This is a genomic window from Aquiluna sp. Uisw_065, from assembly GCF_047731275.1.
GTDB lineage: Bacteria > Actinomycetota > Actinomycetes > Actinomycetales > Microbacteriaceae > Aquiluna.
This window is the reverse complement of sequence record NZ_CP159836.1, coordinates 847,274-872,773: the sequence shown is the minus strand read 5'-3', so window position 1 is coordinate 872,773 and position 25,500 is coordinate 847,274. Positions and strand designations below refer to the sequence as shown.

Below are 25,500 nucleotides of genomic sequence, written 5' to 3'. Positions count from 1 at the left end.
AACAAATCTAAAGGGAGTGGTGCTGTGAGCGTTAGATACCGAAACTTTCAACCAGTTGACACTGATTCGCTGCTGACGCTTTGGGATCAAGCTCGCACCGCCGGTTATGCCCCTGTGTACTCTCTCGCCGAAGTTCTGGCGTCCTGCAACCAAGATCATGCAATTACGGCCTGTGATGGCGATCAAATCATTGGCTTTGCTGTTGGCAGGGTTGCCCACGAGCAGGGCTGGGTAGTGCTCCTCATGGTTTCTGATACTCATCAGGGTCAAGGCATAGGCGGCAGGCTCTTGGGTGAGCTCGAAATAGACATGGCTAAATCTGGCATCACCAAACTTTCGATGCTCGTTGCGGATGATGGCAAGAGCGGCGTTCTGGAAAAGGCTGGGTTTGCGGACTTGAAGCACCTTAAGTACTTTGAACGCGAAGTGTCTGTGAGCGAGAAAGAGCGCGAGATTCTTACCAATCTCGGTGGCCGAGTTTTGGCACGTGACCTTTGGGGCAAAATCGCGGGCATGAAAAACGAGAAGGAGATGCTTGAGCGGCGTTTGGTTCTTCCGCTGGCGGATTCCAGGTTGGCTGAGACTTTCGGCGTCGAGCCACCAAAGGCAATTGTCTTGTTTGGTCCTCCAGGAACAGGTAAAACTACCTTTGCTAAGGCGGTTGCCTCTCGACTCGATTGGCCTTTTATCGAGGTTTTTCCTTCGCGACTTTCTGGCGACCGGAATGGTTTAGCCGGTGGTCTTCGTGAGGTCTTCAACACCGTAAACGAACTTGAAAACGTAGTGGTCTTCATCGATGAGGTCGAAGAGATTGCTTCCAAGCGCAAGGGTGATCCACCATCGCCAACTCAGGGTGTCACCAACGAATTACTTAAGTTGATTCCAACTTTTCGTGAGAAGCCGGGGCACCTCTTGGTAGTGGCAACCAACTACATTCGAGCATTGGATGATGCCTTCTTGCGACACGGCCGTTTCGACTATGTCATCCCTATTGGTCTGCCCGACGAAGAAGCGCGTCTATCAATTTGGAGTCGTTACATCCCGGCTGCTGCGTTACCCAACATCGACCTTGAAGAATTAGTGTCGAGGTCGGCTGGTTTCTCGCCTGCTGACATTGAATATGCTGCTCGAAAGGCATCACAGCGAGCCCTGGAACAGTCGGTTTATGAGTCTCAGGTGGTCACTAAAGAGTCTTCAACCACAGCTACCCATCACTATCTCTGGGCCATCGGAGATACTAGGAGAACCGTCAGCGACGAGGTAATTCTTGAGTTTGAGCAAGACATCGAAAGCCTGGGAAGGCTTTAAGCGCAGCGCTTCGCGAATTGTCTACTGGAGCAGAACCTCTGAGCGCGATAGTCTCGGGAGATGTTCGAGGAAGGCACTTTTTATTTTGCGTGCACTTGACTATCTCGAATCTTGGCGACGACGCGATCCATTTGTTGCGCCTTGCGAATGGGGTCTCGAACCAGGTGCTCTTGACTGCTGATTTTGAGGCTTCCCAGACTCGCTCAATGCTCGCTTTCGCTGGGCATTTCGACCAGTCGACGTACCAGTCTTTTTGGGCTGGGCTGCTGGAGCAGTTGGCTTCACATATTCGGCAACCTCTCCAATGAGAGCTATTACTGTCGGTGATTTTTCAGTAACTGACTGAGGCTTTACGGAGATTTTGGCTTTGCTTAGCAAATCAGATAAATCTTTACGCTGGGTAGGCAGAGATATAGTCACCACATCACCTGCTGCTCCAGCCCTCGCTGTTCTTCCAGAGCGGTGAAGGTAAGCCTTGTGCTCGGCAGGTGGATCAACGTGAATCACGAGGTCTACTCCGTCAACATGGACACCTCTTGCTGCAACGTCTGTAGCCACTAACACCCTGGCCCGACCAGCGCTAAACGCCTCTAGATTTCGATCCCTAGCGGCCTGGGAAAGATTCCCGTGTAGGTCAACGGCCGGTATGCCTGCCTGTGTTAGCGCCTTAGCAAGTTTCTTGGCGTGGTGCTTGGTTCGCATGAACAAGATTCTTCTTCCTGTTCCGGAAGCCAAGGCATAGACCAATCGCTTCTTTGCTTCTGCGTCCGAGGCTTCAAGCACGTGATGGGTCATCTGGGTAACCGGAGAATTGGCGTCGTCAACTGCGTGCATAACCTGGTTCTGCAAGAACTTATCTACGAGCTTTTTTACTCCGTTATCCAAGGTCGCCGAGAACAGTAGGCGCTGGCCACCTCTTGGGGTGGCGGTCAAAATTCTGGTAACTCCGGGCAAGAAACCGAGGTCTGCCATGTGGTCGGCCTCATCCAATACTGTTATCTCAATAGCATCTAACTTCAAAATGCCTTGACGCATTAGGTCCTCTAGTCGGCCGGGGGTAGCGACGATAATCTCGACACCATCCCTGAGTGCTTGAACTTGCCTCTTTTGAGGAACCCCTCCAAAGATTGTCGTAACTCTAAGGTTCATAGCGTTGGCCAATGGCTGGAGGGCATTAGTAATCTGCGTGGCCAGTTCGCGGGTTGGTGCTAGAACTAGACCTCTCGGCTTACGAGATGCGTCTCTACTGTTGGCGGAAACAGCGAGTCTGGCCACCATTGGGATGCCAAATGCCAGAGTTTTGCCGGAACCAGTTTTGCCTCTACCTAAAACATCTCTACCGGCCATTGTGTCGGGCAGCGAATCAACTTGAATGGGGAACGGTGTGTCAATGCCCTGAGCAGTCAGCACAGCCGCGATTTCGGCTGGCACGCCAAGGTCAATAAAGGTCTTTGAAGACATAATGTAATTACTTTCACGTGAAGGGTTTTATCACTTTTGATCCCAAGTTTTTTGGGAATACGGCGAAGACATCGATGGATGCATTCGTTCGCCGGAGGAAGAGTTTGGCCACAGTATCGTGGGGGTCGTTCTACGACGCAGAGCGATGAAGTTTCACCGTTCCGCCCTAAGTCTAAGGGGCTTACGTGAAAAGCCATAGGACTAATTACGTAGGCTCGAATCTTCCCGAGGGAACCAGATGCCTTATGAGCCCAAATTTGAAGAAATTCCTAGTGAACGAAACTCAAACTCAGGGCACTAAAGTTTTAGACATGGGAAAAATCTTGGGTCTTACTAGGTACGCGGTGGTAGTCCCCGCTTTAGCTTCGATAATCGGAGCATTGTTGCTAATGGCTCAGGGGTCTATCGCGATGCTAGTGGCCGTGTATAACGCGGCTGGAAACCTCACCCAGCTGAAGTCTTCAATCGTCGAAGTCCTAACAGCCGTTGACGCGATTCTGCTTGGAACAGTTCTCCTGGTAATTGGCTTCGGGCTATACGAGCTGTTCATCGACGCCGACATCGATGTTCCAGATTGGTTGAGGGTGAATGACCTTGATGATCTCAAAACTAAGCTCATCGGCGTTGTCGTTGCGATCATTGCTGTTGTTTTCGTTGGGGTATTTGTGGACGAGAATCGTGCTTCTGACGTGGTCGCCTACGGCCTAGGCGCCGGTGCCTTGGTGGGCGGCCTAGGGATCTTTGCCTTTGCGACGCGTAAAACAGGTCCGGCGAAAAAGGAGAAGCAGCTCTAATGTTTTTGCCCTTGCTGATTGCCTAAGTACTCTTTGCAAAAAAATACCCAGTCCGCTTTGAAAAAGCGGACTGGGTATTTCTAATTATTTCCTCTAGTCAATAAGACCTTTTGATAGCAACCAGTCCCTGGCAATAACAGCTGATGACAGTTGCTCGTCAACGCTTCTGACGTTTAGGGCAACTAGGTCTGCTGCTGTCATGGCCGATGAGACGGCACTGATTAGATCGCGCGCTTCTTGATTCACGGCATCCGAGGCGATTGGCACAAGGTTAGAGGACAGGAAAAGACCCTGCGGGTCTGTCAATGTGACCAGTCCAAGCTGCTGGATTCGTGGGTCAGCGCTGTAGACGTTCGCCATGTCAATTAGTCCTGCTACGAGTGACTCAACGGTGGTGTCTCCAGTGGCCTCAAACTCTACTGTCACGCCGTAGGAGCTCAGGAGGCCTGTTGGTCCGTATGGTCGCTCAGCTAGCTCTGGGGCGCCACCGAGTCGTATTCCAGTTACTCCAGCAAGATCCCCAATCGAAGTAAGGCTGTTTTTCATTGCAAAGTCACTTGTGACGTTGTAAGAGTCTTGGTCGGAAGCTCCCGATAGTGCAAGAGCGGTTAGGCCCGCTGGCAGTGCGGCCTGCAGGGCCTGGTAAACGTCTTCTTCGGCGGTTGCGGTGGCTTCGGGGTCAAAGTACTGCAGTAAGTTTCCGGTGTACTCAGGGAAAATATCGATTTCGCCGGCCAAAAGCGCTGGTACATAAACGTCACGCTGTCCGAGAGCAAATTGCCTGTCAACCGAGTAGCCAGCGTCTTCCAAAACCTGGGCGTATACCTCGGCAACGATTTCGTTTGAGTAGTAAGCCTGGGAGCCGATTACAAGTGGCTCGCTGCTTGATTCGGCGCAGCCTGCAAGCCCCAGCACCGCAACAGCGCTGAGAGCAATGGCACTCTTAATGGATTTTTTAATTGGTTTTGTCATTGTTTTTCCTTCTAGTTACCTGTTTGTTTTTGATAGCGTGAGACGACGATCTAATTTGCCCTGTGCTTTTGCGAAGAGTCTCTCTCCGGTAATTGACAACAGTACAATCACTGCAGCACTTCCCGTTAGCTGAGCAAAATCTCGAAGCGCCAGACCCTGAATGACTCCGAAGCCCAAGCCACCGAGTCCGACTAGCGGTGCAAGGACCACGGTGGAGACCACTTGAAGATACGCGATCTTGAAACCACCAGCTATTGAGAACGCCGAAAGTGGCAAGCCAACATGCCGAATCTGCTGCAACGTCGTCATTCCCTGGGCTCGAGCGCCTTCTCGGATGACTATGGGTATTGACTTGATACCGGCATAAGCTCCTGCTAAAACAGGTGGAATAGCTATACCAACCAGGGCCATTACTACGGCGAACTGCCTAAATTCAACTCCCATAACCATCACCAGCGCGAACATCAGGCCCATTGTTGGGATAGCCCTAGATGCCGACGAAATTGCTATAACCAGCGTTTCGCCGCGTCCCGATTGGCCGATCGCCACTCCTATCGGAATTGCCAGCAATCCAGCAATCGCCAGAGAGACAAGAGTAAGTGTCAAATGCTCTACGAATAAGTTGGCAAGACCGTATCGGCCTGTCCAGTTCTCAGCGTCCGTGAGCCAGTCGAAGAGCTCGCCGATGCTAAACACGCTGGGCCGATCTTCTAGTCCACGGAGTAAGGACCTTACCTAGCGCCCAGAGTCCAAGGTCCAGCGCAATGCCGATTATAAATATCGCGAAGAGTCCAGTAAGTATCTCCTCGGGTATTTTTCGTTGAAAGCCATCCAAAAATAGGTAGCCCAAGTTTCTAACTCCGACTATGGCACCGATTGATGCCATTGAAACTGTGCTTGCCGCCGCTACCCTCAGTCCCGCGATGAGGCCCGGGATTGCAAGGGGTAACTCCACGTGAACAAAAAGTTGAAGCGGACTCAATCCTTGAGCTCTGGCGATAAAGACTGTTGGCTTGGACACCTGACTGAAAGCATCTCGGATGGAGAAGAACATCGCTGCTGCGACATAAATGCTCAGGGCGATTACGACGTTGGTGGGACCTAGGTAGCTGGTGCCAATGACTGCTGGCAACGCCACGAAGACTGCAAGAGACGGAATTGCGTAGATCGCACTAAAAGTGGTGCCGATTGTCCCTGCGAGCTTTAGTGGAGTGAGCCTGACTAGGGCAAAGGCTAAGACCGAACCCAAGACCAGTGGTACAAGAGAAATCAACAGATGGGTCACCGATAGTTCAAGTACAAAGTCAAAGTTTTTAGCGGCCCACTCCATAAGTGCTCCCGCTACAGTCCAAGTAGCTTTTGCACGAACTTGTTGGCTGGCTTCTCAATTAAATCCTTTGGAGCACCGGCCTGTTCAATCTTCGCGCCCTTGCTTAGCACCACCAGCTGATCGGCCAATTTGATCGCTTCGTATCGGTCGTGAGTGACCAAAATAATGGTGAGCGAAAGCTGGCGTTGGATACGAATTAGCTCGTCTTGCAGTTCCTCTCGGACAATTGGATCCACCGAGCCAAAGGGCTCGTCCATAAGAAGAATATTCGGCTTGATCGCGAGCGCTCTTGCCACTCCAACTCGCTGCTGCTGTCCACCGGACAGCTGTCCGGGAAAGCGATTGTGAAAACTATCATCAATGCCGACTAGTTCTAATAATTCAAGGGCGTTGTTTAGCGCTTCATCTTTGGTTTGGCCGGCTATGTTGGCTATCAGGGTCACGTTGTCTAAAACGCTCTTGTGGGGGAGTAGTCCAACCTCCTGCATGACATAGCCAATTGATCTTCGGAGAACCACAGAATCCAGGTCCGCTATGTCGTTACCGTCAATCAGTACAGATCCTGCAGTCGGCTGCACAAGCTTATTCACGGCGCGAAGAAGAGTTGTTTTTCCGGAACCCGAAAGTCCCATGAGCACAGTGATTTTGCCGCTCGGGGCAATTAACGAAAAGTCACAGACCGCGGAATCTTCGCCGTAGGTCTTTGTGACATCTATAAACTCAATCAATAGTCGAATTCCGGCTAGTGACTAGCTGTTAGTGACCTCTACCATTCGGTAGAAGGCCACGTGACCGGCGATGGAAGCTGCGCCGTCCTTCGGGGTTTTATAGGTCCATGCCGAGTCTTTGCTGGTTTCGCCATCAACGTTTAGGTTGAAATAGCTTGCGGTTCCCTTCCATGGGCAGCTCGTCTGCATTTGGGAATCCGTGAGGTAATCCGTTGTGACCGAGTCGAGTGGGAAGTACTGGTTTCCTTCGATTTCCACCGTCTTATCGGACTTGGCAATTACTTTGCCGTTCCATGTTGCTGTGTACATGTGAGGCCTCTCTTGTCAGTGGGAACAACATTGTGCCTCGGCTTATAGTTCCCAAAATGCTAGCTCTAGTTTAGGTTGTGGGCGAAATGCGAAACATGCCTATAGTTTGGCTCATGTCGCTTGGTGCGACAGCTTATACGCATTAGAAGTCTTCGGAGCAGATCAACGGCGGAAGATTTTCACCAATTAGCCCTTAGCTCTAGGGCAGCAAACTGAACACTTTGCCGTTATCGGTGGAGACGTGCGCCCCTAGCTCATCTAGGACAATAATGCTGCCCCCGTTAGCCGCTACATCTTTTATACCGGTGAATGATTCCGAAAGTTCAAGGAAAGGCATGCCCAGGCTAGGGCTCCTATAAATTGTTGAATCGGTAGCGAGGATGATGCCGTTATCAGACCAGTCCACTCTTGTTATGCCGGAAGGCGCAGTGATTTCGGTGAGAGAAAGCCCTGAGTCCTCGGTTAGGTAGAGAAGGCCCTCCGAGGTCAACAAGAACTGCAAACCGTTATTCGGATTTAGGCTCAAACTTGTCAGGCTTGGAGTCGCAATGTTGGACCAAGTAACGGCCCCATCTTGGGATCCGACAACTACACCGTAGTTAGCTGCGATACCAACAATTGCGTCTCCCGACACTTCAAGCAGGTGGAAGTCGACCTCGCCAGTAAAAGTTTTTGATGTCCAGGTGTTTCCGTTGTCACGGGATTCTATGATCCCGAGCGGGTTAGGAAAAGTTTGTCCGGGTCCCGGGTGACCACTGGCGTAGAAAATGCCCTTATCAATCGTCAAACCCATGGCATCGAATTCCTCGCCGACCAGGTTCCATCCCTCATCGGACCATTTATAAATACCGTGATGGCTGGCAAGATAAAAGCTTCCCCCATCGGCTGCGACACTGTGGACATGCTCCATTTGGGCAATTGGCTTCGGCCCAGGTGCGGCAGAGCAACCGGCCGCAACCAGCAGGATCGCTCCGGCAATTCCTAGCGTCCTAAGCATCGGCCAACTTCTCGAGTAGTTTTTCATCTCAATAAAGTTAGCCGCTAGATCTGCAAATCATCTGCTAAATCTCTGCCAATTAGTATTCCGTGAGCGCTTGTTCACTTCGCACTCTGTCTCGCGGGCAGTAGTTAACTAATCTATTTTTCAAGCGGATGGGTTAGCACGGCGTCGGGTCCATAGCCGTGAATCTTTTTAGGTAGGCATCAGTGCCTTTTATTTGTGGTCCTTTGGCTATTCTAGAAAAAGTTCTATTTTATAAACGTCATCGACTCAAAGGGGACTGATTGAAGCAAGGGATATCCATTGCAGTAGTTGGAAGTGTCAACGCTGACTACTCGGTCTTTATGAAGAAGCTACCCTTGCCCGGGGAAACGGTACTGGCATTTGACTCTGGACGCTTTGCCGGAGGAAAGGGTCTGAATCAGGCTGTTGCAATCCATCGGGCCGGTGGGGACGTAACATTCCAGTTTGCAGTCGGAGACGATGATGACGGTGAGTTTTTGACGAACTTTCTTTCGGAACAAAAAGTGGACTTCTCGAGAATTCTCGATTCTGGCACTGCAACCAGTAAGGCTTTTATACTCGTTGACCAAGACGGCGAGAATCAGATTGCAGTTGTTCCAGGAGCCAATTACAGCCCCAAATTAAGAGAGCAAAGTTTTGAAGAGGGACCGGGGCTTCTTGTTCTGCAGTTGGAGATAGGCAATGAAAATAATCTAGTAGTCGCCGCGCTTGCTAAGAAGGCCGGCTGGAAAGTGGTGCTAACTCCCGCACCATCATCGGAGTTTGATCCCAAGCTTCTTGAATTCGTCGACATCATCACGCTCAATGAAACCGAAGTTACGCAACTCGTAGGCGCTACTGACTTTGAAAGCGCCGGTGCCGAGCTTTCTAAGCTTGTGGGGCTGGTGTTTGTCACCCGGGGGGCTCAGGGGGTATCGGTATTTGCTGATGGACAGTTCCTGGGTAATGTTGACGCCATGGCAGTCGTCGCAATCGACGCTACCGGTGCGGGCGATACTTTTTGCGGCTATGCGTTGGCGGGACTAGCCCAAGGCCTAACGCCGTTGGAGGCCGCAGAACTCGGCACCGTTGCCGCCGGGATTTCCGTTCAATCCAGGGGAGCGTCCAATTCGATTCCGTCAAGGCATGAGGTCGACTCGCTAATGCTCAAAAGACAAAAAGGTTAGCTTGTTACAGGAGCGCGTCTAGCAGCATGTAAAACCCTAAGAACGTCAGGGCTAGGCCACCGATTCCACGGAAATTTGCTAGGCGCTGGTCTGAGTCGCCGAGCCAGTGCCGGGCTTTACCAGCTGCAATCGCATACACAGCGTCACTCGTCACTCCAATGATTAGAAATAGCGCACCGAGAACAAGCATTTGTGCGCTGGGGTTGCCGCCCGAGGGATCTACGAAACTTGGCAACGCTGCTATGAAGAAAACCAAGGTTTTGGCATTCGTGATGCCGACAACAATTGATTCACTTAGGACTTTTTTGCCTGAAGGTGAAACCGAGACATTACCCGCATCAACTTTTGTGCGTTGCCAGATCGCTTTCACTCCCAAGAACCCGATCATTAGTGCTCCGACTACCTTGATAACAAAAAATAGTTCCGGGGATTGCTGGATAAGAGCACCGAGGCCTAGAGCCACGATAAGAATTTGTAATCCAACACCGAGGGCGTTTCCAAAAACACTTATCAGCGCGGCTCTTGTTCCAAGCACCAAGGCCCGACCGATTGCAAACAAAACGCTTGGCCCCGGCACCAGAATTATTACTATCGAAAGCAGCAGGAAGCCGATTATGTTTTGGGATGTTGGCACCTCTAGATTTTACTGCAGTAAAGCTAAGTTTTCTTGCGCCTCAATAGTCGATAGGCGTTGGTGGAAATGAGTGCCCAAAAAACCAACACCGGTTGAAAGAACAACCTCATGAATCGAGCTTGATCGGTGTCTAGGCCGAAAGCACTGACTCCGTTTATCCACTGCGAAAGATTACCCGGGAAAATAGCGATGAAAAACAAGGCGGCCGCCAGCCCAATCAACTTTCGCGGGAGCTGTTTCCAGAGTATTAGGAGTCCAATGCCCAGGGAAATTTCCACAATTCCCGATGCGATCACTACGAAGTCAGCATCCAACGGAAGCCAAGTCGGAACTTGAGCCCGGAATTCGGCTCTTGCGGTTGTCAGGTGTGAAATCCCAGCGGATAGCAAACCAAACCCGAGGCCAATCTGAAGCAAAACTTTTATGTACTTCATTTGGAGGCTGCTAGCGCTATTTCGACCATGTTTGCGAATCCAGACTCTCGCTCTTCTGAGGAGGTGTGGCCACTCCCATCCATCATGTCTGACACGGTCACAATGCTAAGAGCCTTGCGGCCAAACCTGGCTGCAAGAGTGTAAAGCTGGTTGGTTTCCATCTCTAAGGCCAGAACCCCAAGCTTCTTCCACTGCTCTAACGAGTCCGTAGTGTCATAGAAAAGGTCACCCGAAGCTATGCCGCCAACATGGAAGCTGATTTTGAGCTCTCTGGCCTTTGCCACTGCCTTTTCAAGAAGTTCGTAATCTGCACTTGGCGCAAAGTCCAAGCCGTTGGTAGCGCGACGATTTATTTGAGAGTCAGTAGACGAGGTCATTGCAATTACTACATCACGTAATTTGGTTGGAGCCAATCCACCCGAGGTGCCAACTCGGATTGCTTTTTGTACTCCGAAATCTTCGAATAGCTCATGAGCGTAGATTCCGATAGAAGGGGCGCCCATGCCAGTGCCCTGAACTGATACCCGCTGTCCGTTATAGGTTCCAGTGAATCCAAACATGTTTCTCACGGAGTTGTACTGAACAGGGTTTTCGAAAAATGTCTCGGCTATCCACTTTGCGCGGAGTGGATCTCCGGGCAATAAGACCGTTTCCGCAATTTCTCCAGGCTCGGCCCCAATGTGGACGCTCATTAGGTCAGGTCGCTCGCGTTGTTCGAAAGCTGTCCTTGAGCCTTATAAAGATCAAGCTTCGCTCTGGTGTCTTCGATGTCCAGGTTTCGCATGGTCAACTGGCCAATTCGATCTGTTGGACCGAAGGCTTCTTCCTTATTACGCTCCATCGACAGCTTTTCTGGGTGATAGCTAAAGCCCGTACCTTCGGTGTTCATAATCGTGTAGTCATCGCCTCTGCGAAGTTTTAGCGTCACCGAACCAGTGACTGCACTGGCAACCCAGTTCATGAGAGATTCCTTCAGCATTAAGGTCTGCGGGTCTAGCCAGCGACCTTCATAAAGCAGCCGTCCCATTCTCCGGCCTTCTTGATGGTAGCTAGCGACGGTGTCCTCGTTGTGAATTGCGCTGAGAAGTCTTTCGTAGCAAATGTGTATAAGCGCCATTCCAGGAGCCTCATAAATGCCGCGAGATTTAGCCTCGATTATTCGATTCTCAATCTGATCGCTCATGCCGAGTCCGTGTCGACCACCAATTTCGTTGGCCTTAAAAATAATCTCAGCGGCGCTAGAGAGCGCCTCACCGTTTATCTTGACGGGGCGACCTTGCAAGAATTCAACGGTAACTTCTTCTGTTTCAATCTGTACTGAGTCATCCCAGTGCTTTACTCCCATGATCGGCTCGACTATTTCCAATGGTGTGTTCAAAAACTCCAGGCTCTTGGCCTCGTGAGTAGCCCCGAGCATGTTGGCGTCTGTTGAGTATGCCTTTTCAACAGAGGAGCGGTAGGGAAGGTCTCGCTCAAGAAGCCACTCGCTCATTTCTTCACGGCCCCCAAGTTCCGCTACAAAGCCTGCGTCCAGCCAGGGCTTGTAAATTCTTAAGCTTGGATTGGCCAGTAGGCCGTAGCGATAAAACCGCTCTATGTCATTGCCTTTGTAGGTCGAGCCATCGCCCCAGATTTCAACTCCGTCTTCTTTCATGGCGCGAACCAGAAGGGTTCCGGTAACAACTCGGCCTAACGGAGTGGTGTTGAAATAAACTTTGCCTCCGGTTCGAATGTGGAATGCACCACAAGCAAGAGCGATGAGCCCTTCTTCGGCTAGTGCTTCCCGGGCATCGACGATTACGCCTGCCTCAGCACCATATTCTTTTGCTCGATCTGGAATCGAATCAATGTCATTCTCGTCATACTGACCAAGATTCGCCGTGTAGGCATAGGGAATGGCGCCTTTTTCACGCATCCATGCAACAGCGACCGAGGTATCGAGACCTCCGGAGAATGCGATACCGACCTTTTCCCCTGTGGGGAGTGATGCTAGAACTTTAGACACGTTGCCAAGCGTAACCAAAAAGCGGGCGCTATGCCTGCGCCATTGCTTTTTGGAGGGTCGAAAGCCCGAGCCCGCCAAGATTCAGTGCAGTTTTGTGAAATAGCTTGATGTCAAAGTCATCACCTTTTTTCATTGCGTAGTCATCTCGCACTTGCTCCCAGATGCGCTGCCCGATTTTGTAGCTTGGTGCTTGCCCCGGCCACCCGAAATACCTTGTGACTTCAAACTTTACAAATTCTTTACTCATGTTTACGTTCTTACCCATGAATTCAAGTGCGTAGTCAAAATCCCAAGTTCCGCTGCCGTCGAGCCTCGGTTTGCCTAAGTGAACCCCGATATCCAGAACAACACGAGCAGCACGCATTCGCTGACCGTCGAGCATCCCGAGTCGGTCGGCTGGGTTATCTAGGTAACCAAGCTCGTCCATTAGTCGCTCGGCATATAGCGCCCAGCCTTCTCCGTGGCCAGAGGTCCAGGAAGCTAGACGTCGCCAAGCATTAAGGGTTTCTTTCACGTAGGTTGCCTGTGCCACTTGAAGATGATGACCAGGAACGCCCTCGTGGTAAACGGTGGTGGTTTCACGCCATGTGTCGAATTCAGTAACACCGACTGGCACTGACCACCACATCCGCCCGGGTCGTGAAAAGTCATCTGATGGTCCGGTGTAGTAGATACCACCGTGTTTAGTCGGCGCAATCATGCACTCGAGCTTTTTTATCGGCTCAGCGATCTCAAAGTGCGTCCCTGAAAGAGCCACTACGGCAGCGTCCGAGAGTTGCTGCATCCATTCCTGAAGAGCCTTTGTGCCATGAAGCTTGGTGCTGGGGTCATTTTCTAAGTAGGTTATTGCCTCTTCCACGCTCGCCCCGGGGAGGATTTGTTCAGCCACTAGAGCCTGCTCGGCGACTACCCGAGCAAGCTCTTCCTTGCCCCACTCGTAAGCCTCGTCTAGGTCCACTTTGGTTCCTAAGAACCTCATGGACAACAACTCGTAGCGCTCCCTGCCTATAGCATCCTCAACGGTCGCGCCTGGCAAGAGTTCTTGTTCTAAAAACGATTCAAATTTCGCATACCCGTGGGTTGCGGCCTCGGCGGCCTCGGCCAGATCTTTCATAAGCTCTTCTGTGAGCTCACCCTTTTGAGCCTTGGCGTCTTTTGCGAATTCGCGAAAGAAGCCGTCAGTCGCTGTGATCTGTCGAACCTGATCAATGACAGCTTCAACCTGACGCTTGGCTGGAGCGTCACCCGCAATCAGTCCGATTCTCAGTGTTTCAATGTATCCAGACAGGGATACTTCCACTTTTCGCATTCTTGAAGCTAAGTTTTCCCAGTCCTTTATTGTGGCCGTCGGTGAGTTGTCAAAAATGTCTCTTACTCCTTGCGCCGGCGACGCAATGTTGTTGAGGTTTCTGAAGTGGAGGCCAGAATCATAGCTTTGGATTTCCTGAGTCAAGGACGCGGTCATCGCATCTTTTGTTACTTCGTCTATCTGATCTTGTGGCTCAAGCGCTGCCAATTTGGCAAGAACCTCCTTGATGGCCAACTGCTCTTTCGCTAGGGCTTCGGGTGAATGGTCATCCATATCGCCCTCGCCCCCGGGGTAGCCGATGTCGGTCGCAAAGGATGGATAGCGGCTAGCCATATCAATAACTAATTCATTAGCTAACAGGTCGATGGCGGTCTCGGTGCGCTTCATGGCGGCTTCCTTTCAACCCCTCGATTCTAGTTGGCTGAAATGCCGTGTTAGTCATGAAGCGAAAGGGTAAATGCGGCTACTTTGAACTTTCTATCGGGACTTCCAGGCCTGCGGAGCGAATCGCTTGAGAACGTAGGTTTCAAACAGCCCAATCAGGTTGTAGAGCACGATGGAAACCAAAGTAATCACAACAACATAGGCCCAAACCTCGTTGGTCTTCGCCCTACCAACGGCCGATATAATTCCATAACCGATACCCTGGCCGGTGGCTAGCCACTCGACTAATAGCGCCCCCGTGATAGCCCCTGGAACTGAAATCTTTACGGCGGCAAAGAATGATGGCAGTGAACTGGGAAAGGCAACATACCTGAGGGCAGCAAGCTTGTTTGCGCCATACACGGTCGCAACATCGAGGGTTGCCTGAGAAGCTGACCTAAGGCCAAAGACGATGTTTACAAGCGCTGGAAACAGCACCACAATGGCCCCCATCACTGCCACCGTGACTTGCTCCCTGCCGAAAATTAGAATCAGGATCGGTGCCATTGCAATAAGTGGCACTGAGCGCAGCAGCATCGCAATTGGCATCAGCGCTTGCTCGACAGATTTGAATAGGGTGAAAAGCACCGAAATCAACGTTGCAAAAAACAACCCGAAGCCAAAACCAATCCCGGCATCGAACATGGTTTGGGCAAGTGCCGAAAGAACCAGCGTCTGATTCTCGACTGCAGCCTCAACTAGGAACAGCCAGTTGAAGACATCGAGCGGGCCCTTGCCAATGTATGGGCTGACATCGAAGGCCCAGAGCGCAACTACCCAGAGGATCAAAACTACAACCAGCGAAAGGGCAGTGTTTCCTATGGACTGCGAAATAATCTTGGCGGTCTGCTTTGCAGCGTCGCGCTTGACCCGGCTCCGCACAACAATCATCGAGCGATCTTGCGCGTCTTCTATCTTGAAGTTCATCGGTTGGTTACCTTCGCCCAGGGAGTAACGAGCTTTCCAATAATGCTAAAGAGCGCGTAACCGCCACCGGCAATCAACCCGGAAATGAGCGCAACGCCCCAAACTCTGGCGATCTCAAGGCTCTGCTGGGCATTGACCATGGCTGGCCCAAAGCCAACATCTGGACCACCCACATACTCGCCCAGGATTGCACCCAAAAAGGCTGCCGGTGCGGCTATTTTGAAGGCTGCGAAGATAGACGGAAGCGCTGAGAGCAGTTGCACCCTAAGCAATCGCTGGATTGCACCGCCACCATAGGCAGTAACCACATCGAGCATTCGTTTATCAGTGGCCTTTACTCCAGTAAGGGCTCCAATCATGGTCGTGAAAAAGACGCTCAGTGCAGCCAGCACTATTGCTGCGCCTGCCGGTTCCCCGGCCCCGGGTGCACCAACGACGAGTCGCACGATAGGCCCAATGGCCACGATTGGGATGCAGTAAGTAATAACCGCAATCTGAGTTGTGAGGGTTTCAAGCCTTGGTAGCACCAGCGCAATGCCGGCGAAGACAAGTGCCAATGCGTTGCCCCAGGCAAAGCCAATGGCTGCCTCGGTCAAGGTAATTATTCCGTTTCGCCAGTAAAACCCAAAGCCATCTTCAATTAGTTGAAGTACAACTTCGATGGGAGTCGGGATGGCCCCACCGGAACCATCCGGTCTGGTTCCCACGCTTGCAAAAACTGTTTCCGCCAGCAGCCACCAAATGGCAAGGGTAGAAACAATGCCAATTACACCGCCGGTCCAGGCTGGCAAGCGCAGCTTGCTGCGCAAAGTGGTTGCGTTACTCATCGCCAACAGCCGCGCCATTGCCACCAAATAGAAGGTCTGAAGCATGGTCATGGAGTGCATGGAACTCAGGAGTCCGCATCATTTCTGGCGTTCGAGGTCTGGGCAGGTCCACTTCGATAATTTCTTTGATTCGGCCAGGTCGTGGGCTCATTACGGCTACCTGATCGCTCAAAAAGATGGCCTCCGAGATCCCATGGGTAACCATCAAGGTGGTAGCTGGCTTTTCGGTCCAAATTCGCAAGAGCTCCAGGTTCAAACGTTGCCTGGTCATGTCATCTAGGGCCCCGAAGGGTTCATCAAGAAGTAGCACCGAGGGTTGCACCACCAATGCTCTGGCAATCGAGACGCGCTGTTTCATGCCGCCGGAAAGCTGAGCCGGCTTGGCATTTTCAAAGCCCTGCAGGCCCACCAGCTTTATTAAGTCTGAAATTAGGCTTTCGTCCGGGCTCACTCGGGCTAGTTCGAACGGCAGTCTTATGTTTGCAACAACGCTCCGCCATGGCATAAGAGCGGAATCCTGAAATGCGATTCCTAGTCTGTGATCGCGTCTGAGCTCACTCGGGTCCATTCCGTCCACGGTGACGCTTCCAGCGGTGGGAATTTCGAGTCCGGCTAGGATCCTAAGAATTGTTGACTTGCCACAACCCGATGGGCCGAGCAGCGACAAGAAGCTGCCCTTATCCGAGTGCAGGGTGGTGTCTTCAAGCGCGGTAATCGTGCTGTTTCCCAATTTGAATACTTTGGACAGTCCGGAAATAGTGATACCGCTGCCCAAGGTGGATTCACCTTGGGCAGCGGTATTTTCAAAACTCATGAGGGAAGGTTACTCCAAAAGCTCTGGGTGCTCTTTGTAGACCTCAGCTAGCAAGCTAAGGTCGAACAGCTGGTCTGCGGTAATGTTATAGCCAGCCGCAGCAAGCGTTGCAATGTTGCTCGCCTGCATTGCCTCGGAAATAGTGAACAGACCATTAGCAACGGTTTCATCCGTTACAACCAATAGTGAGTTCTGAGCAACAGACTGCTGCTGCTCCTTGCCGATGTCCAGACCTAGGTCCTTGCCATAAACCTCTACTGCCAAACGCGCACCCTCGTTGGGGTCAGCGATTGCATCTTTCCAACCGCGTGCGGTTGCGTAAAGGAAGGCTTTTAGGCCAGCGCGGTTATTGTCGATTGAGTCCTGGGTAACCACAAATGCCTCGGCTACAAACGGCAAGCCGTTGTCAGCAAATAGCAGGTTTGTTACCTCAAAACCAAGGTTCGCGACGGTGATTGACTCGTTGGTCACGTAGGCCAGGAATCCGTCAACTTCACCGTTTACAAGTGGAGCTGGGTCATATTCCACTGGGACCTTTGTTACCTGATCCTGTGAGATGCCGTTGGCTGCCAACAGTGCATCAAATAGAGTCTCGTTGCCACCGGCCTGAACACCAATCTTCTTACCGATTAGATCCTGGGCAGTGGCAATGTTGCCGCCATCCTTCAGGGACAAAATTGTGAAAGGGTTTTTCTGGTAAGTAGCACCGATGATCTTTAGAGGTGCGCCCTCTTCCAGGATCACTGGAGTGACCGCAATCGGATCGGATAGACCGACCAGTGCTTCACCTGAAAGAACTACAGCTGTGGTTGCAGTTGGGCCAGCGATTAAATTGACTGAGCTGAAGCCAGCTTCGGAGTAGTAGCCGTTCGAATCGGCGAAGTACTCTCCGGCGAATTCGGCGTTTTTGATCCAGCTGAACTGAACATTCAGTTCACCTAGATCAGATGACTCAGTTTCGGTGCTCGAGCAGCCAGTTAGTGCTAGTGATGCAATCGCTGTGACTGCTGCGAGTGCGAAAAAGCGCTTGCGAATGGTTGTTTTTGTTGCCATTACAGTTTGGCCTCTCGGGTATAGGTAAGCGAGCCGGAAATTTCCGACTACGACGTTGTTTCCCAAATGTTAGCGTGAAATTTAGCGTTTACTGACCGGTTGCTGCTGTGTGATGCAATGGATTCCGCCACCGCGAGCAAATAGCTCACGAGCATCAATCAAAATTACTTCTCTATTTGGGTAGCAGTCTCTCAAAATGGCCTGAGCCTCTTTGTCGTTTTGATCTTCAAAGCTTCCAAGTAAGACAGCGTCATTCAGAACGTAATGATTGACGTAGCTGTAATCAACGAAACCATCATCATCCCTCAGGGTCGTTGGGGCGGGAAGCGATACTGGGTCAAGCTCAGCGTCTACAAGTTGTTTTTTGATGGCTTTGCTCACCGGAAAGTCTGGGTGATTCTGATTCTTTTGGTCATGGAATAGAACTCTTTGATCGGGTGAGTAGCAAGCCACAATATCGATATGGCCCTTGGTGCCGAATTCGTCATAGTCTCTGGTGAGTCCTTGTTTCAGCCAAACGAAGTCAGTCACTCCAATAGTTCTGGAGAGCTCTTCCTCAACTTGCTCCTTGGTCCAGTTTGGATTTCGACCCGGGTCTAGTTGAACCGTCTCGGTAAGCAGCACTTGGCCTTTGCCGTTGACGTGGATACCGCCACCCTCGTTGACCATGTCACTGTCTACTCGCGGAGCCCCCAAAAAGCTCGCTACTTCTTGCGCCATCCTGCTGTCGTTCTTATAACTTGCCCAGCTTTGAGCGCCCCAGCCGTTAAAGACCCAATTGACGCAGGCCAGTTCGCCAGCCTCGTCTTTGACAAAGGTGGGACCACTGTCCCTTACCCAGGCATCATCAATTACTAGGTCAAAAATTTCGACCTGTCTGGAAAGAAACTTCTTCGCGATGGCAAGGTCTTTGGGGTGAACGATTGCGGTCACTTTTTCAAAGTTACTTGCAGTATTGGCGACATTTGCCCAAGTTTTTCGAGCCGCGTATTGTTCATCGGGAGTGTCGCCAAGCGTATAGCCATCGTGTGGAAATGCGATCCAGGTTCGTTCGTGTTTCTCCCATTCGGGAGGCATCATGTATGTCATGGGGTCAGCCCCGGAATACCACCGTGCTCACCTTTGCCTCCAGGAGCTCTCTTGTTGACGAGTGCACCTGACAGGGAGCTATAAGTATCTGGTCGTCGAGTGGCAAAGAACGGGAACAGTTCTAACCAGTCCCTCCGCTGATCTAAGTCGAGGTCAGCGACTAACACCTCATTGCCGAAACGGCCGGCTTGAGCCAGTATGCGTCCGTAGGGATCGACTATGAATGATGAACCGTAAAAATCCAATAAACCCTCGTTGCCCCATCGGTTTGGAACAACAATAAATAAACCGTTGGCAATCGCGTGACCGATAATGACCTGGCGCCAAAGTGGTTCGGTGTCAAACTCCGGATGGTCAGGTTCGGAGCCAATCGCGGTTGGGTAGCAAAGAATGTCCGCTCCTGCCAACGCATAAGCTCTTGCAACTTCGGGGAACCACTCATCCCAGCAAGTCGGTAGCCCAAGCTTTGGTTTTCCGACTAGGTCCATTTCGAAAACCGGGTAAGGATCATTGCCTTGACCCGGAGCGAAATACTTGTCTTCGAAATAGCCCTCGGTAACCGGAATGTGGAGCTTCGGTGTTGATCCCAGAAGCTCCCCATTTGACCCAACGATGATGGCTGTGTTCAGCCCTCTTCCATCAGTCAGACCCGCCTCTTGATAAAGCGACGCGTGAATAACGACGCCGTATTTTTTGGCCTGCTGTGAAACCAGGTTGAATGTCGGGCCTGACTCCAGCTGCTCGGCATTTCTGTTAGGCGCCCCCGTGGGCAATTGGTCGGCCGGATATCTTGAAAGCGTTAGCTCAGGAAGAAAAATTACCTGGGCGCCTGCGTCCACGGCAATCTCGATTGCCTCGAGAAGTGTCGCTGTGTGTGCCGCCGGGTCGACATTGTGGTTTATTTGGACGGCAGCGACCTTGATGATTGAGCGCTCAGGCTCTCGAACACGGCTGAGTGATTTCGGTGACGCAACCTGGGTTAGTTTCACGGCTAATCCATCGTGTCCAGGATTGCGACCAGGTCTTGATACCTGGTTGTTGGGTTGACTATTGCAAACCTCGTGTTTGGCTTCCCTAGGTGACTGGAGGGGACAACGAATGCGAACTGGGATTCAAGTAGTTTTTTTGACCAGTCTTCATAATCGTTGGCATCCCAGCCGACTCTTTCGAACACCACGACTGAGAGCTGCGGGTTGCGCACCAGCTTGAGGTTGGGACGGGTAGAAATCTCAGCGCCAATTTTCTTTGCTAGGTCGACATTCGATTTGATTGCAGACCGGTAAGCAGCTACCCCGTAGGTTGCGAGTGAAAACCAGAGAGGCAAACCTCTAACTCTTCTGGTGAGATTGAACGCAAAATCCGACGGGTTCCAGTCATGATTCTTATTTAGAGTCTCTAAATATTCCCCGTGCTGGGTGTGCGTTTGTCGAGCAAGGTCAGGGTCGCGGTACACAAGAGCGCAAGCGTCAAAGGGTGCAAATAACCACTTGTGCGGGTCGACAATAAATGAGTCAGCTCTTTCTAATCCAAGGTAAAGAGGCTTCAGCTCCTCAACTAAGACTCCTGCCAAGCCGTAGGCCCCATCAACGTGGAACCAAAGATCATTAGCGGCAGCGACATTCGCTAGTTCATCGAGCTTGTCAATAATGCCAAAATTAGTAGTGCCGCTTGTGCCGACCAGAGCAAAAGGAATCAGCCCTTGGTTCTTGGCTTCTTGAATTGCAGATTCGGCGGCGTCGCCGGTTAACGATCCAGTCTGGCTTGCGTCAGCAGAAATGACCGTTACGCCCATTACTTTTCCAACGGACTTGACTGATGAATGCGCCTCGGAGCTGCAGATTATTGCCCAATGTTGACGACCGTGCTTGGCTTCTGCGACATCGCGCGCGACGACAAGAGCGGACAGGTTCCCTAGTGTGCCGCCTTGAACAAATACTCCGCCGGCTCCCTTTGGAAGCCCCGCTTCGCGAGCTAGAAATTCGAGGACTTGATTCTCTGCAAAAACAGCCCCAGCACCTTCGGTCCATGATCCACCGTAGATAGAGCTTGCGGAAACTACCAGATCAAAAAGAGTCGCGGCCTCCGTGGGCGCAGCAGGAATGAACGAGAGGAAATTCGGGTGATCCGTGGAGATGGTTGCTGGGGCTAAAACCTCTTCGAAGATTGATAGGGCTTTCTGTCCACCGATGCCAGCCTCGCTTATTGTGATCCCTGCGTGCGTCTCCAGCTCGCTTCTTGAGCGCGGTAAGTCAAGAGGAACCGGGTCCATAGCCATGCGCTCGGCCGCATACTTATAGATGGCCTCGCGGAGTTCGCTGTCTGCTCCTGCTTGATGCATTGACTCAGTCATTTTGACCCTCCCGATAGGCCCAACTCTAGCTAATTGGGCCCTTGTGAAAATGGTCGAAGACGATGTTGGTTCTGGTGGTTGCCACTGATGCGTTATTACTGAGTTGGTCCAGCACAAACTCTCTGGCTGCGTCTGAATCTGCGACCGCGATGTGCACAATGAAATCCTCTGCACCACCGAGGAAGAACACTTGAATCACCTGTGGGTGCTCACGCATTGCAGTCATGAAACTGGCAAGATTTGCTCTCGCTCCTGCTCGAAGTGACACTGAGATCAGAGCCTGTAGTTCCAATCCAAGAGCCTCTGGGGCTATGTCGGCGGCAAAAGATCTAATCACCTTGCGCTGAACCAGATTGCGAACTCTACCAAGGCAGGTCGAGGCAGCTATGCCAACTTGATTCGCTAGATCAGCATTAGAAATACGGCCATTTTTGCCGAGTATGGAAAGAATCGAGCGGTCGATTTCGTCGACCTCGTCGTTGACGCGAATATTCTGCGGCTTGAGCATTTCAAAAACCTCATTTTTCATTAGATATCGTGCATTTTCCTGTAATAAGTGAAGATTCTTCGTATTTTATCCGCCTAAGCGAATTATTTGCAAGAATTCAGGTCACTTGCTCAAGGAGAATAAATGTTAGTTGGCGTCCCCAAGGAAATTAAGAACAACGAATTTCGAGTCGCGCTCACGCCCGCCGGTGTTCATGAATTAGTGACGCGCGGCCATGAGGTCTTAATCCAGTCAAGTGCGGGTGAGGGCTCGGGCTTTCGGGACGACGATTACGAAAAAGCCGGTGCGACCATTACAGCAACTGCCGAAGAGGTTTGGTCCAAGGCCGAATTGCTTTGCAAGGTCAAAGAGCCGATAGCTATGGAGTATCCGCTGATGCGTAAAGGGCAAGTGCTTTTCACTTATCTGCACTTAGCGGCTTCTAGGGAATGTACAGATGCTCTTATCCAGTCCGGGACCACGGCAATCGCCTACGAGACTGTTCAGCTGGAAAACCGTTCGCTTCCTTTGTTGCAACCGATGAGTGAGGTTGCAGGCAGGCTCTCGGCGCAGATTGGTGCTTACCAGCTGATGAAGACCAACGGCGGTGCCGGGGTTCTCATGGGCGGAGTTCCTGGAACACCGCGTGCGAAGGTCGTGGTAATCGGTGGAGGAGTCGCCGGTACCGAAGCGGCCCTTGTTGCCAATGGCATGGGCGCAGATGTGACTGTTATCGACCTGTCGCTTCCAAGGCTCAGGGAGATTGACGAGCGTTTCAATTCCGAGGTGCAAACCAGAGCTTCGACCTCCTACGAGATTGCCGAGCAACTAAAGGATGCAGATTTGGTGATCGGTTCGGTTCTTATTCCAGGTGAGCGAGCTCCAAAATTAGTGACAGACAAAATGGTGAGTGAGATGAAGTCCGGAGCTGTACTTGTTGACATCGCGATTGATCAGGGCGGTTGCTTCGAGCACTCCAGGCCAACTACCCACGATGAACCGACCTTCCAGGTTCACCAAACTATTTATTACTGCGTTGCAAACATGCCGGGCGCGGTGCCTTCGACTTCGACGCGGGCACTAACCAACGCCACCTTGCCGTATGTGCTGCAGTTGGCAACGAGAGGCTGGAAGGCCGCCCTAAAAAATGATGCCGCTTTAGCTTTAGGCCTAAACGTGCATGAGGGAATGATCACCCACCCTGCCGTCGCACAAGCTTTTCCAGAATTGAACTATGTGGATACTCAAGAATTGATTTAGAGAAATTCTCTTTTCGACTCACTCAAGAGCTAGTCGCAAACGAGAGTAGCTACTTCTTTTTTCGCTTTAGAACGGTGGTTATTAGAACGCCTGCGACAGTCACACCAATCAGCGCATAGAGCGCGATAGTTCTCTGGTTTGCTATTTCTTCGCAGGAGGACCACCCCGCGACCTGAACATCCGGAGTACATGTCGTCGGGTCAAAAAATCCAATCAACCAGGCCAAAATCCCGATGCCAGCTATCGTCGCCAACATGGCGATTGAATTGTTTTTCAAGTTTGTTTGCTAGCTTGCTTCGGGATCAGATTGCTGCTTTGCGATTTCCGCGTGGACGTCAGCCATGTTGAGGCCCTGGACTTTATCAATCAACTCGTTCAGTGCCGGAGCCGGCAGTGCGCCTGCTTGGCTGAAGAGCAAAATGCCGTCTCGGAAAATCATCAGTGTTGGGATCGAGGAGATTCCAGCCATGCCGGAAAGTTCTTGTTCTGCCTCGGTGTCGACCTTGGCGAAGGTGATTTCTGGGTGGCCATTGGAGGCCTCCTCGAAAATTGGACCAAAGGTTTTACAAGGGCCGCACCATTCGGCCCAAAAGTCGACAAGCGTGATGCCGTCACTGTTTACTGTTGCTTCGAAATCCGCTTGGACCAAGTTTATTGTTGCCAATCTAATCAACCACCTTTACTACTCTTTGCCGCTTGGACGTCTGTGCCAAAACGATACCTACAATCACCACCATACCCCCGAGGGCCTGGGTCAGGCTAATCAGCTCCCCAAGCCAGAGTAAGGCGAACATTGCGGCCAGAATCGTCTCCGATGTAGCCACTACACCCACCAAAGTCGCCCCGAGGTGACGTAGCGCAAGAAAAGTAAAAGCCATGGGCAGGAAGCTTCCGGCCACCCCAAGCAAGAGGAGCATTACCCACAACGGAACTGTTATTCCAGAAAGGTTTCCGCTCAGGTCTAGGCCGTCGGTCAGACCTCCGTAGTCAAATTCGTTCAGCCTTGAAAAGGGCAGGTAAAGCAGAGTGGCAATACCCATTCCATAAGCCATGGTGACGTTTGTGGGCAAGTGTCGCTGAATTCGCTCCCCGACTATCAGGTGAGTGGTTAGCGAGGCGGCAGCGCCAAGCGCATAAATAATCCCTAGACCACTAAGTTGACTATCCCAAATTTGCGCAACGACGGCCAAGCCGCCAAGCACTAGCGCAGCTCCAAACCAAATCTGTTTTTTTACTCGCTCTTTGAAAAAAAGCAAAGCAATTATTGGCACCCAAAGGACGGCGGTGTACTCGATTAGTAGTGCGATTCCAACTGGCAGGAGTACCACCGCTTGTGAGTAGGCCCACTGAAGAGTTCCCACTCCCACGATTCCTAAAAGTAGAAGTCTCGGGATGAGCCGCTTTTCTACTCGCAGATCGGAACGGTTTGCAATTAGAGCCCAGGCGAGAGCAATTAAGCCTGCGGTAATCGACCGAACTAGAACGGCTTGTTCAGGGGTAATACCCGATTGGATTATCACTTTGGTGGTGGAGGCATTGAGACCAAATAGGATTGCGGCACTGGCCGCGTAAAGCACGCCAAGCGTAGGGTGTTTTTGAGTCAATTAGGCTTGTGCCGTACCTTTCAAAATGCCAATTGGGAATCAATTGGGTAACCATCTAAGTTTAGGAACATTATGGAGACTTTTGTACTTGCCGGTGGGTGTTTTTGGTGCCTAGATTCAGCTTATGTCCAATTCCGTGGTGTGGGAGAGGTGACCTGCGGCTATACGGGCGGCCACAAGCCCAATCCGAGCTATGAAGATATTTGCAATGGCAATACTGGCCACGCTGAAGTCGTGAATGTCACTTTCGATCCCGATGAGATTTCCTCCGAGCAAATACTAGATATATTTTTCACCTTGCATGATCCAACTCAGCTGAATCGCCAGGGAGCTGACGTTGGTGATCAGTATCGATCGGCGATGTTTTATTCGAGCGAAGCCCAAAAGCAAATTTTTAGCGATGCTGTTGAAAGAGCCAAAGAAATTTGGGGTCAAAACGTCGTGACCGAAGTCACTCCTTTAGCCGAAAACTTCGAGGCCGAGGACTACCACCAAGATTATTTCGACAAGAATCCCAATCAGGGCTATTGCCTTGCCGTAGTGGCTCCAAAGGTCTCAAAGGTCAGAGCAAAGTTCACAAGTCTTCTTCGATAACGAGTTTTCCACAGATTTGTTTCTGCACCACAATCCTGATTGACAATTTGCCAAACTTTCCAGAATCACAAGGAAAGGCTCATACATGGCAGAAACTTATACGGCAGTCGGTCTGGTTGCCACCACTCCTAGAAACATAGTCACATCTGAGGGGCTCTCGGTCACTTCATTTCGCTTGGCGTCCGGCAGTCGACGGTTCGATAAAGACTCGGGTGCATGGGCTGACGGTGACACTAATTGGTTCACTGTCGTGGCATTTAGGCAACTTGCCGTCAACGCAAACGAATCGATTTCCAAAGGTGATCGAATCCTAGTCAGCGGTCGAATAAAGGTGCGCGATTGGGATAACGGCGAACGCACCGGAACGACAGTGGAGATTGAGGCGGATTGTCTTGGGCACGACCTTTTGTTTGGCACCAGCACATTCGAAAGGGCTGCACGTCAAGACCAGCAAACTGAAGATTCGGACTCTACGCTCCAGCCCGCCTAGAGTTTGATGGGTCTGGCGCCCCCCAAACTCCAGACCCGAACCTCTCTTCGTCACTTGCAATTTCAAAGGGCAATGCGCCTTTTAGCACTGGGATAAACTTTTCCCAGA

The 25,500-nt window shown here is 51.4% G+C and carries 29 protein-coding genes; 6 read left to right on the top strand and 23 right to left on the bottom strand.

What is annotated here, in order from left to right:
- The first annotated feature begins 24 nt into the window (after nt 1-24).
- Nucleotides 25-1,308, top strand: a complete 1,284-nt coding sequence (locus ABXT50_RS04365) for an ATP-binding protein (RefSeq protein WP_415273678.1) — start codon at nt 25-27, stop codon at nt 1,306-1,308.
- A 99-nt stretch (nt 1,309-1,407) separates the two neighbouring features.
- On the opposite strand, the gene ABXT50_RS04360 is transcribed toward ABXT50_RS04365, so the two are convergent.
- Nucleotides 1,408-2,769: a DEAD/DEAH box helicase gene (locus ABXT50_RS04360; RefSeq protein WP_415273677.1), complete on the bottom strand. Its 1,362-nt coding sequence runs from the start codon at nt 2,767-2,769 to the stop codon at nt 1,408-1,410.
- Nucleotides 2,770-3,041: 272 nt separating this feature from the next.
- Between ABXT50_RS04360 and ABXT50_RS04355 the strand changes: the two genes are divergently transcribed.
- A complete protein-coding gene (locus ABXT50_RS04355; RefSeq protein ID WP_415273676.1) occupies nt 3,042-3,563 on the top strand; it encodes a YqhA family protein in 522 nt (173 codons plus the stop codon).
- Between the two features lie 93 nt (nt 3,564-3,656).
- Here the strand turns inward: ABXT50_RS04355 and ABXT50_RS04350 are convergent, their stop codons facing one another.
- The 6 genes from ABXT50_RS04350 to ABXT50_RS04325 form a co-directional block, all read right to left on the bottom strand.
- Entirely contained in the window at nt 3,657-4,535 is an 879-nt protein-coding gene (locus ABXT50_RS04350) for an ABC transporter substrate-binding protein (protein ID WP_415273675.1), read from the bottom strand.
- Between the two features lie 15 nt (nt 4,536-4,550).
- A complete protein-coding gene (locus ABXT50_RS04345; RefSeq protein ID WP_415273674.1) occupies nt 4,551-5,231 on the bottom strand; it encodes an ABC transporter permease in 681 nt (226 codons plus the stop codon).
- Nucleotides 5,224-5,865: an ABC transporter permease gene (locus tag ABXT50_RS04340; RefSeq protein ID WP_415273673.1), complete on the bottom strand. Its 642-nt coding sequence runs from the start codon at nt 5,863-5,865 to the stop codon at nt 5,224-5,226. The genes ABXT50_RS04345 and ABXT50_RS04340 overlap by 8 nt, the downstream gene beginning before the upstream one ends.
- Before the next feature lie 11 nt (nt 5,866-5,876).
- Nucleotides 5,877-6,593, bottom strand: coding sequence for an ATP-binding cassette domain-containing protein (locus ABXT50_RS04335; RefSeq protein WP_415273672.1), 717 nt, complete (start codon nt 6,591-6,593; stop codon nt 5,877-5,879).
- Between the two features lie 21 nt (nt 6,594-6,614).
- Nucleotides 6,615-6,902, bottom strand: coding sequence for a DUF427 domain-containing protein (locus ABXT50_RS04330; protein WP_415273671.1), 288 nt, complete (start codon nt 6,900-6,902; stop codon nt 6,615-6,617).
- Nucleotides 6,903-7,101: 199 nt separating this feature from the next.
- Nucleotides 7,102-7,926, bottom strand: a complete 825-nt coding sequence (locus ABXT50_RS04325) for a WD40/YVTN/BNR-like repeat-containing protein (RefSeq protein WP_415273670.1) — start codon at nt 7,924-7,926, stop codon at nt 7,102-7,104.
- 260 nt (nt 7,927-8,186) lie between these two features.
- On the opposite strand from ABXT50_RS04325, the gene ABXT50_RS04320 reads away from it, so the two are divergent.
- Nucleotides 8,187-9,092, top strand: coding sequence for a ribokinase (locus ABXT50_RS04320; RefSeq protein ID WP_415273669.1), 906 nt, complete (start codon nt 8,187-8,189; stop codon nt 9,090-9,092).
- Nucleotides 9,093-9,096: 4 nt separating this feature from the next.
- On the opposite strand, the gene ABXT50_RS04315 is transcribed toward ABXT50_RS04320, so the two are convergent.
- The 13 genes from ABXT50_RS04315 to ABXT50_RS04255 all read right to left on the bottom strand — a co-directional run bounded on the left by ABXT50_RS04315 (nt 9,097) and on the right by ABXT50_RS04255 (nt 21,465).
- Nucleotides 9,097-9,726 carry a LysE family translocator gene (locus ABXT50_RS04315; protein WP_415273668.1) on the bottom strand — a complete coding sequence of 210 codons (630 nt, stop codon included), beginning with the start codon at nt 9,724-9,726 and terminating at the stop codon, nt 9,097-9,099.
- Between the two features lie 23 nt (nt 9,727-9,749).
- Nucleotides 9,750-10,160: a hypothetical protein gene (locus ABXT50_RS04310; RefSeq protein ID WP_415273667.1), complete on the bottom strand. Its 411-nt coding sequence runs from the start codon at nt 10,158-10,160 to the stop codon at nt 9,750-9,752.
- Entirely contained in the window at nt 10,157-10,852 is a 696-nt protein-coding gene (deoD, locus tag ABXT50_RS04305; protein ID WP_415273666.1) for a purine-nucleoside phosphorylase, read from the bottom strand. Before deoD ends, ABXT50_RS04310 begins: the two co-directional genes overlap by 4 nt.
- Entirely contained in the window at nt 10,852-12,165 is a 1,314-nt protein-coding gene (gene argG, locus ABXT50_RS04300; RefSeq protein WP_415273665.1) for an argininosuccinate synthase, read from the bottom strand. The genes deoD and argG overlap by 1 nt, the downstream gene beginning before the upstream one ends.
- A gap of 28 nt (nt 12,166-12,193) precedes the next feature.
- A complete protein-coding gene (locus ABXT50_RS04295) occupies nt 12,194-13,861 on the bottom strand; it encodes a DUF885 domain-containing protein (RefSeq protein ID WP_415273664.1) in 1,668 nt (555 codons plus the stop codon).
- A 90-nt stretch (nt 13,862-13,951) separates the two neighbouring features.
- Nucleotides 13,952-14,824 carry an ABC transporter permease gene (locus ABXT50_RS04290; protein WP_415273663.1) on the bottom strand — a complete coding sequence of 291 codons (873 nt, stop codon included), beginning with the start codon at nt 14,822-14,824 and terminating at the stop codon, nt 13,952-13,954.
- A complete protein-coding gene (locus ABXT50_RS04285) occupies nt 14,821-15,702 on the bottom strand; it encodes an ABC transporter permease (RefSeq protein WP_415273662.1) in 882 nt (293 codons plus the stop codon). The genes ABXT50_RS04290 and ABXT50_RS04285 overlap by 4 nt, the downstream gene beginning before the upstream one ends.
- A complete protein-coding gene (locus ABXT50_RS04280) occupies nt 15,644-16,465 on the bottom strand; it encodes an ABC transporter ATP-binding protein (protein WP_415273661.1) in 822 nt (273 codons plus the stop codon). The genes ABXT50_RS04285 and ABXT50_RS04280 overlap by 59 nt, the downstream gene beginning before the upstream one ends.
- 9 nt (nt 16,466-16,474) lie before the next feature.
- Entirely contained in the window at nt 16,475-17,518 is a 1,044-nt protein-coding gene (locus ABXT50_RS04275; protein WP_415273660.1) for an ABC transporter substrate-binding protein, read from the bottom strand.
- A gap of 81 nt (nt 17,519-17,599) precedes the next feature.
- Nucleotides 17,600-18,607 carry an agmatine deiminase family protein gene (locus ABXT50_RS04270; RefSeq protein ID WP_415273659.1) on the bottom strand — a complete coding sequence of 336 codons (1,008 nt, stop codon included), beginning with the start codon at nt 18,605-18,607 and terminating at the stop codon, nt 17,600-17,602.
- Nucleotides 18,604-19,596, bottom strand: coding sequence for a nitrilase-related carbon-nitrogen hydrolase (locus tag ABXT50_RS04265; protein ID WP_415273658.1), 993 nt, complete (start codon nt 19,594-19,596; stop codon nt 18,604-18,606). Before ABXT50_RS04265 ends, ABXT50_RS04270 begins: the two co-directional genes overlap by 4 nt.
- Before the next feature lie 2 nt (nt 19,597-19,598).
- Entirely contained in the window at nt 19,599-20,957 is a 1,359-nt protein-coding gene (locus tag ABXT50_RS04260; RefSeq protein WP_415273657.1) for a pyridoxal phosphate-dependent decarboxylase family protein, read from the bottom strand.
- A gap of 25 nt (nt 20,958-20,982) precedes the next feature.
- Complete coding sequence (locus ABXT50_RS04255) at nt 20,983-21,465, bottom strand: Lrp/AsnC family transcriptional regulator (protein WP_415273656.1); 483 nt, start codon at nt 21,463-21,465, stop codon at nt 20,983-20,985.
- Nucleotides 21,466-21,588: 123 nt separating this feature from the next.
- Here ABXT50_RS04255 and ald point away from each other — a divergent pair, with 123 nt between their 5' ends.
- Nucleotides 21,589-22,704 (top strand): alanine dehydrogenase, encoded by a 1,116-nt coding sequence (ald, locus tag ABXT50_RS04250; RefSeq protein WP_415273655.1) that lies wholly within the window; start codon nt 21,589-21,591, stop codon nt 22,702-22,704.
- Between the two features lie 49 nt (nt 22,705-22,753).
- Here ald and ABXT50_RS04245 read toward each other — a convergent pair whose 3' ends face one another.
- Genes ABXT50_RS04245 through ABXT50_RS04235 form a run of 3 tightly spaced genes read right to left on the bottom strand, consistent with a single transcriptional unit; the run spans nt 22,754 to nt 24,308 of the window.
- Complete coding sequence (locus ABXT50_RS04245; protein WP_007542103.1) at nt 22,754-22,981, bottom strand: hypothetical protein; 228 nt, start codon at nt 22,979-22,981, stop codon at nt 22,754-22,756.
- A gap of 9 nt (nt 22,982-22,990) precedes the next feature.
- Nucleotides 22,991-23,368: a thioredoxin gene (gene trxA / locus ABXT50_RS04240; RefSeq protein ID WP_415273654.1), complete on the bottom strand. Its 378-nt coding sequence runs from the start codon at nt 23,366-23,368 to the stop codon at nt 22,991-22,993.
- 1 nt (nt 23,369) lies between these two features.
- Entirely contained in the window at nt 23,370-24,308 is a 939-nt protein-coding gene (locus ABXT50_RS04235; protein ID WP_415273653.1) for a DMT family transporter, read from the bottom strand.
- A 72-nt stretch (nt 24,309-24,380) separates the two neighbouring features.
- On the opposite strand from ABXT50_RS04235, the gene msrA reads away from it, so the two are divergent.
- Both msrA and ssb read left to right on the top strand, forming a co-directional pair.
- Complete coding sequence (gene msrA / locus ABXT50_RS04230; protein ID WP_415273652.1) at nt 24,381-24,902, top strand: peptide-methionine (S)-S-oxide reductase MsrA; 522 nt, start codon at nt 24,381-24,383, stop codon at nt 24,900-24,902.
- 85 nt (nt 24,903-24,987) lie between these two features.
- Nucleotides 24,988-25,392: a single-stranded DNA-binding protein gene (ssb, locus tag ABXT50_RS04225; RefSeq protein ID WP_415273651.1), complete on the top strand. Its 405-nt coding sequence runs from the start codon at nt 24,988-24,990 to the stop codon at nt 25,390-25,392.
- Nucleotides 25,393-25,500: the final 108 nt, after the last annotated feature.

Bases quoted from the DNA above. Each gene is read 5' to 3' on its own strand.
- deoD (WP_415273666.1), bottom strand. From the start codon at position 10,852: ATGAGCGTCCACATTGGGGCCGAGCCTGGAGAAATTGCGGAAACGGTC.
- ABXT50_RS04295 (WP_415273664.1), bottom strand. From the start codon at position 13,861: ATGAAGCGCACCGAGACCGCCATCGACCTGTTAGCTAATGAATTAGTT.
- ald (WP_415273655.1), top strand. From the start codon at position 21,589: ATGTTAGTTGGCGTCCCCAAGGAAATTAAGAACAACGAATTTCGAGTC.
- ABXT50_RS04310 (WP_415273667.1), bottom strand. From the start codon at position 10,160: ATGAAGTACATAAAAGTTTTGCTTCAGATTGGCCTCGGGTTTGGTTTG.
- ABXT50_RS04340 (WP_415273673.1), bottom strand. From the start codon at position 5,865: ATGGAGTGGGCCGCTAAAAACTTTGACTTTGTACTTGAACTATCGGTG.
- ABXT50_RS04255 (WP_415273656.1), bottom strand. From the start codon at position 21,465: ATGCTCAAGCCGCAGAATATTCGCGTCAACGACGAGGTCGACGAAATC.
- ABXT50_RS04330 (WP_415273671.1), bottom strand. From the start codon at position 6,902: ATGTACACAGCAACATGGAACGGCAAAGTAATTGCCAAGTCCGATAAG.
- ABXT50_RS04270 (WP_415273659.1), bottom strand. From the start codon at position 18,607: ATGACATACATGATGCCTCCCGAATGGGAGAAACACGAACGAACCTGG.
- ABXT50_RS04280 (WP_415273661.1), bottom strand. From the start codon at position 16,465: ATGAGTTTTGAAAATACCGCTGCCCAAGGTGAATCCACCTTGGGCAGC.
- ABXT50_RS04290 (WP_415273663.1), bottom strand. From the start codon at position 14,824: ATGAACTTCAAGATAGAAGACGCGCAAGATCGCTCGATGATTGTTGTG.
- ABXT50_RS04260 (WP_415273657.1), bottom strand. From the start codon at position 20,957: ATGACTGAGTCAATGCATCAAGCAGGAGCAGACAGCGAACTCCGCGAG.
- ssb (WP_415273651.1), top strand. From the start codon at position 24,988: ATGGCAGAAACTTATACGGCAGTCGGTCTGGTTGCCACCACTCCTAGA.
- ABXT50_RS04325 (WP_415273670.1), bottom strand. From the start codon at position 7,926: ATGAAAAACTACTCGAGAAGTTGGCCGATGCTTAGGACGCTAGGAATT.
- ABXT50_RS04285 (WP_415273662.1), bottom strand. From the start codon at position 15,702: ATGACCATGCTTCAGACCTTCTATTTGGTGGCAATGGCGCGGCTGTTG.
- ABXT50_RS04350 (WP_415273675.1), bottom strand. From the start codon at position 4,535: ATGACAAAACCAATTAAAAAATCCATTAAGAGTGCCATTGCTCTCAGC.
- msrA (WP_415273652.1), top strand. From the start codon at position 24,381: ATGGAGACTTTTGTACTTGCCGGTGGGTGTTTTTGGTGCCTAGATTCA.
- ABXT50_RS04275 (WP_415273660.1), bottom strand. From the start codon at position 17,518: ATGGCAACAAAAACAACCATTCGCAAGCGCTTTTTCGCACTCGCAGCA.
- ABXT50_RS04360 (WP_415273677.1), bottom strand. From the start codon at position 2,769: ATGTCTTCAAAGACCTTTATTGACCTTGGCGTGCCAGCCGAAATCGCG.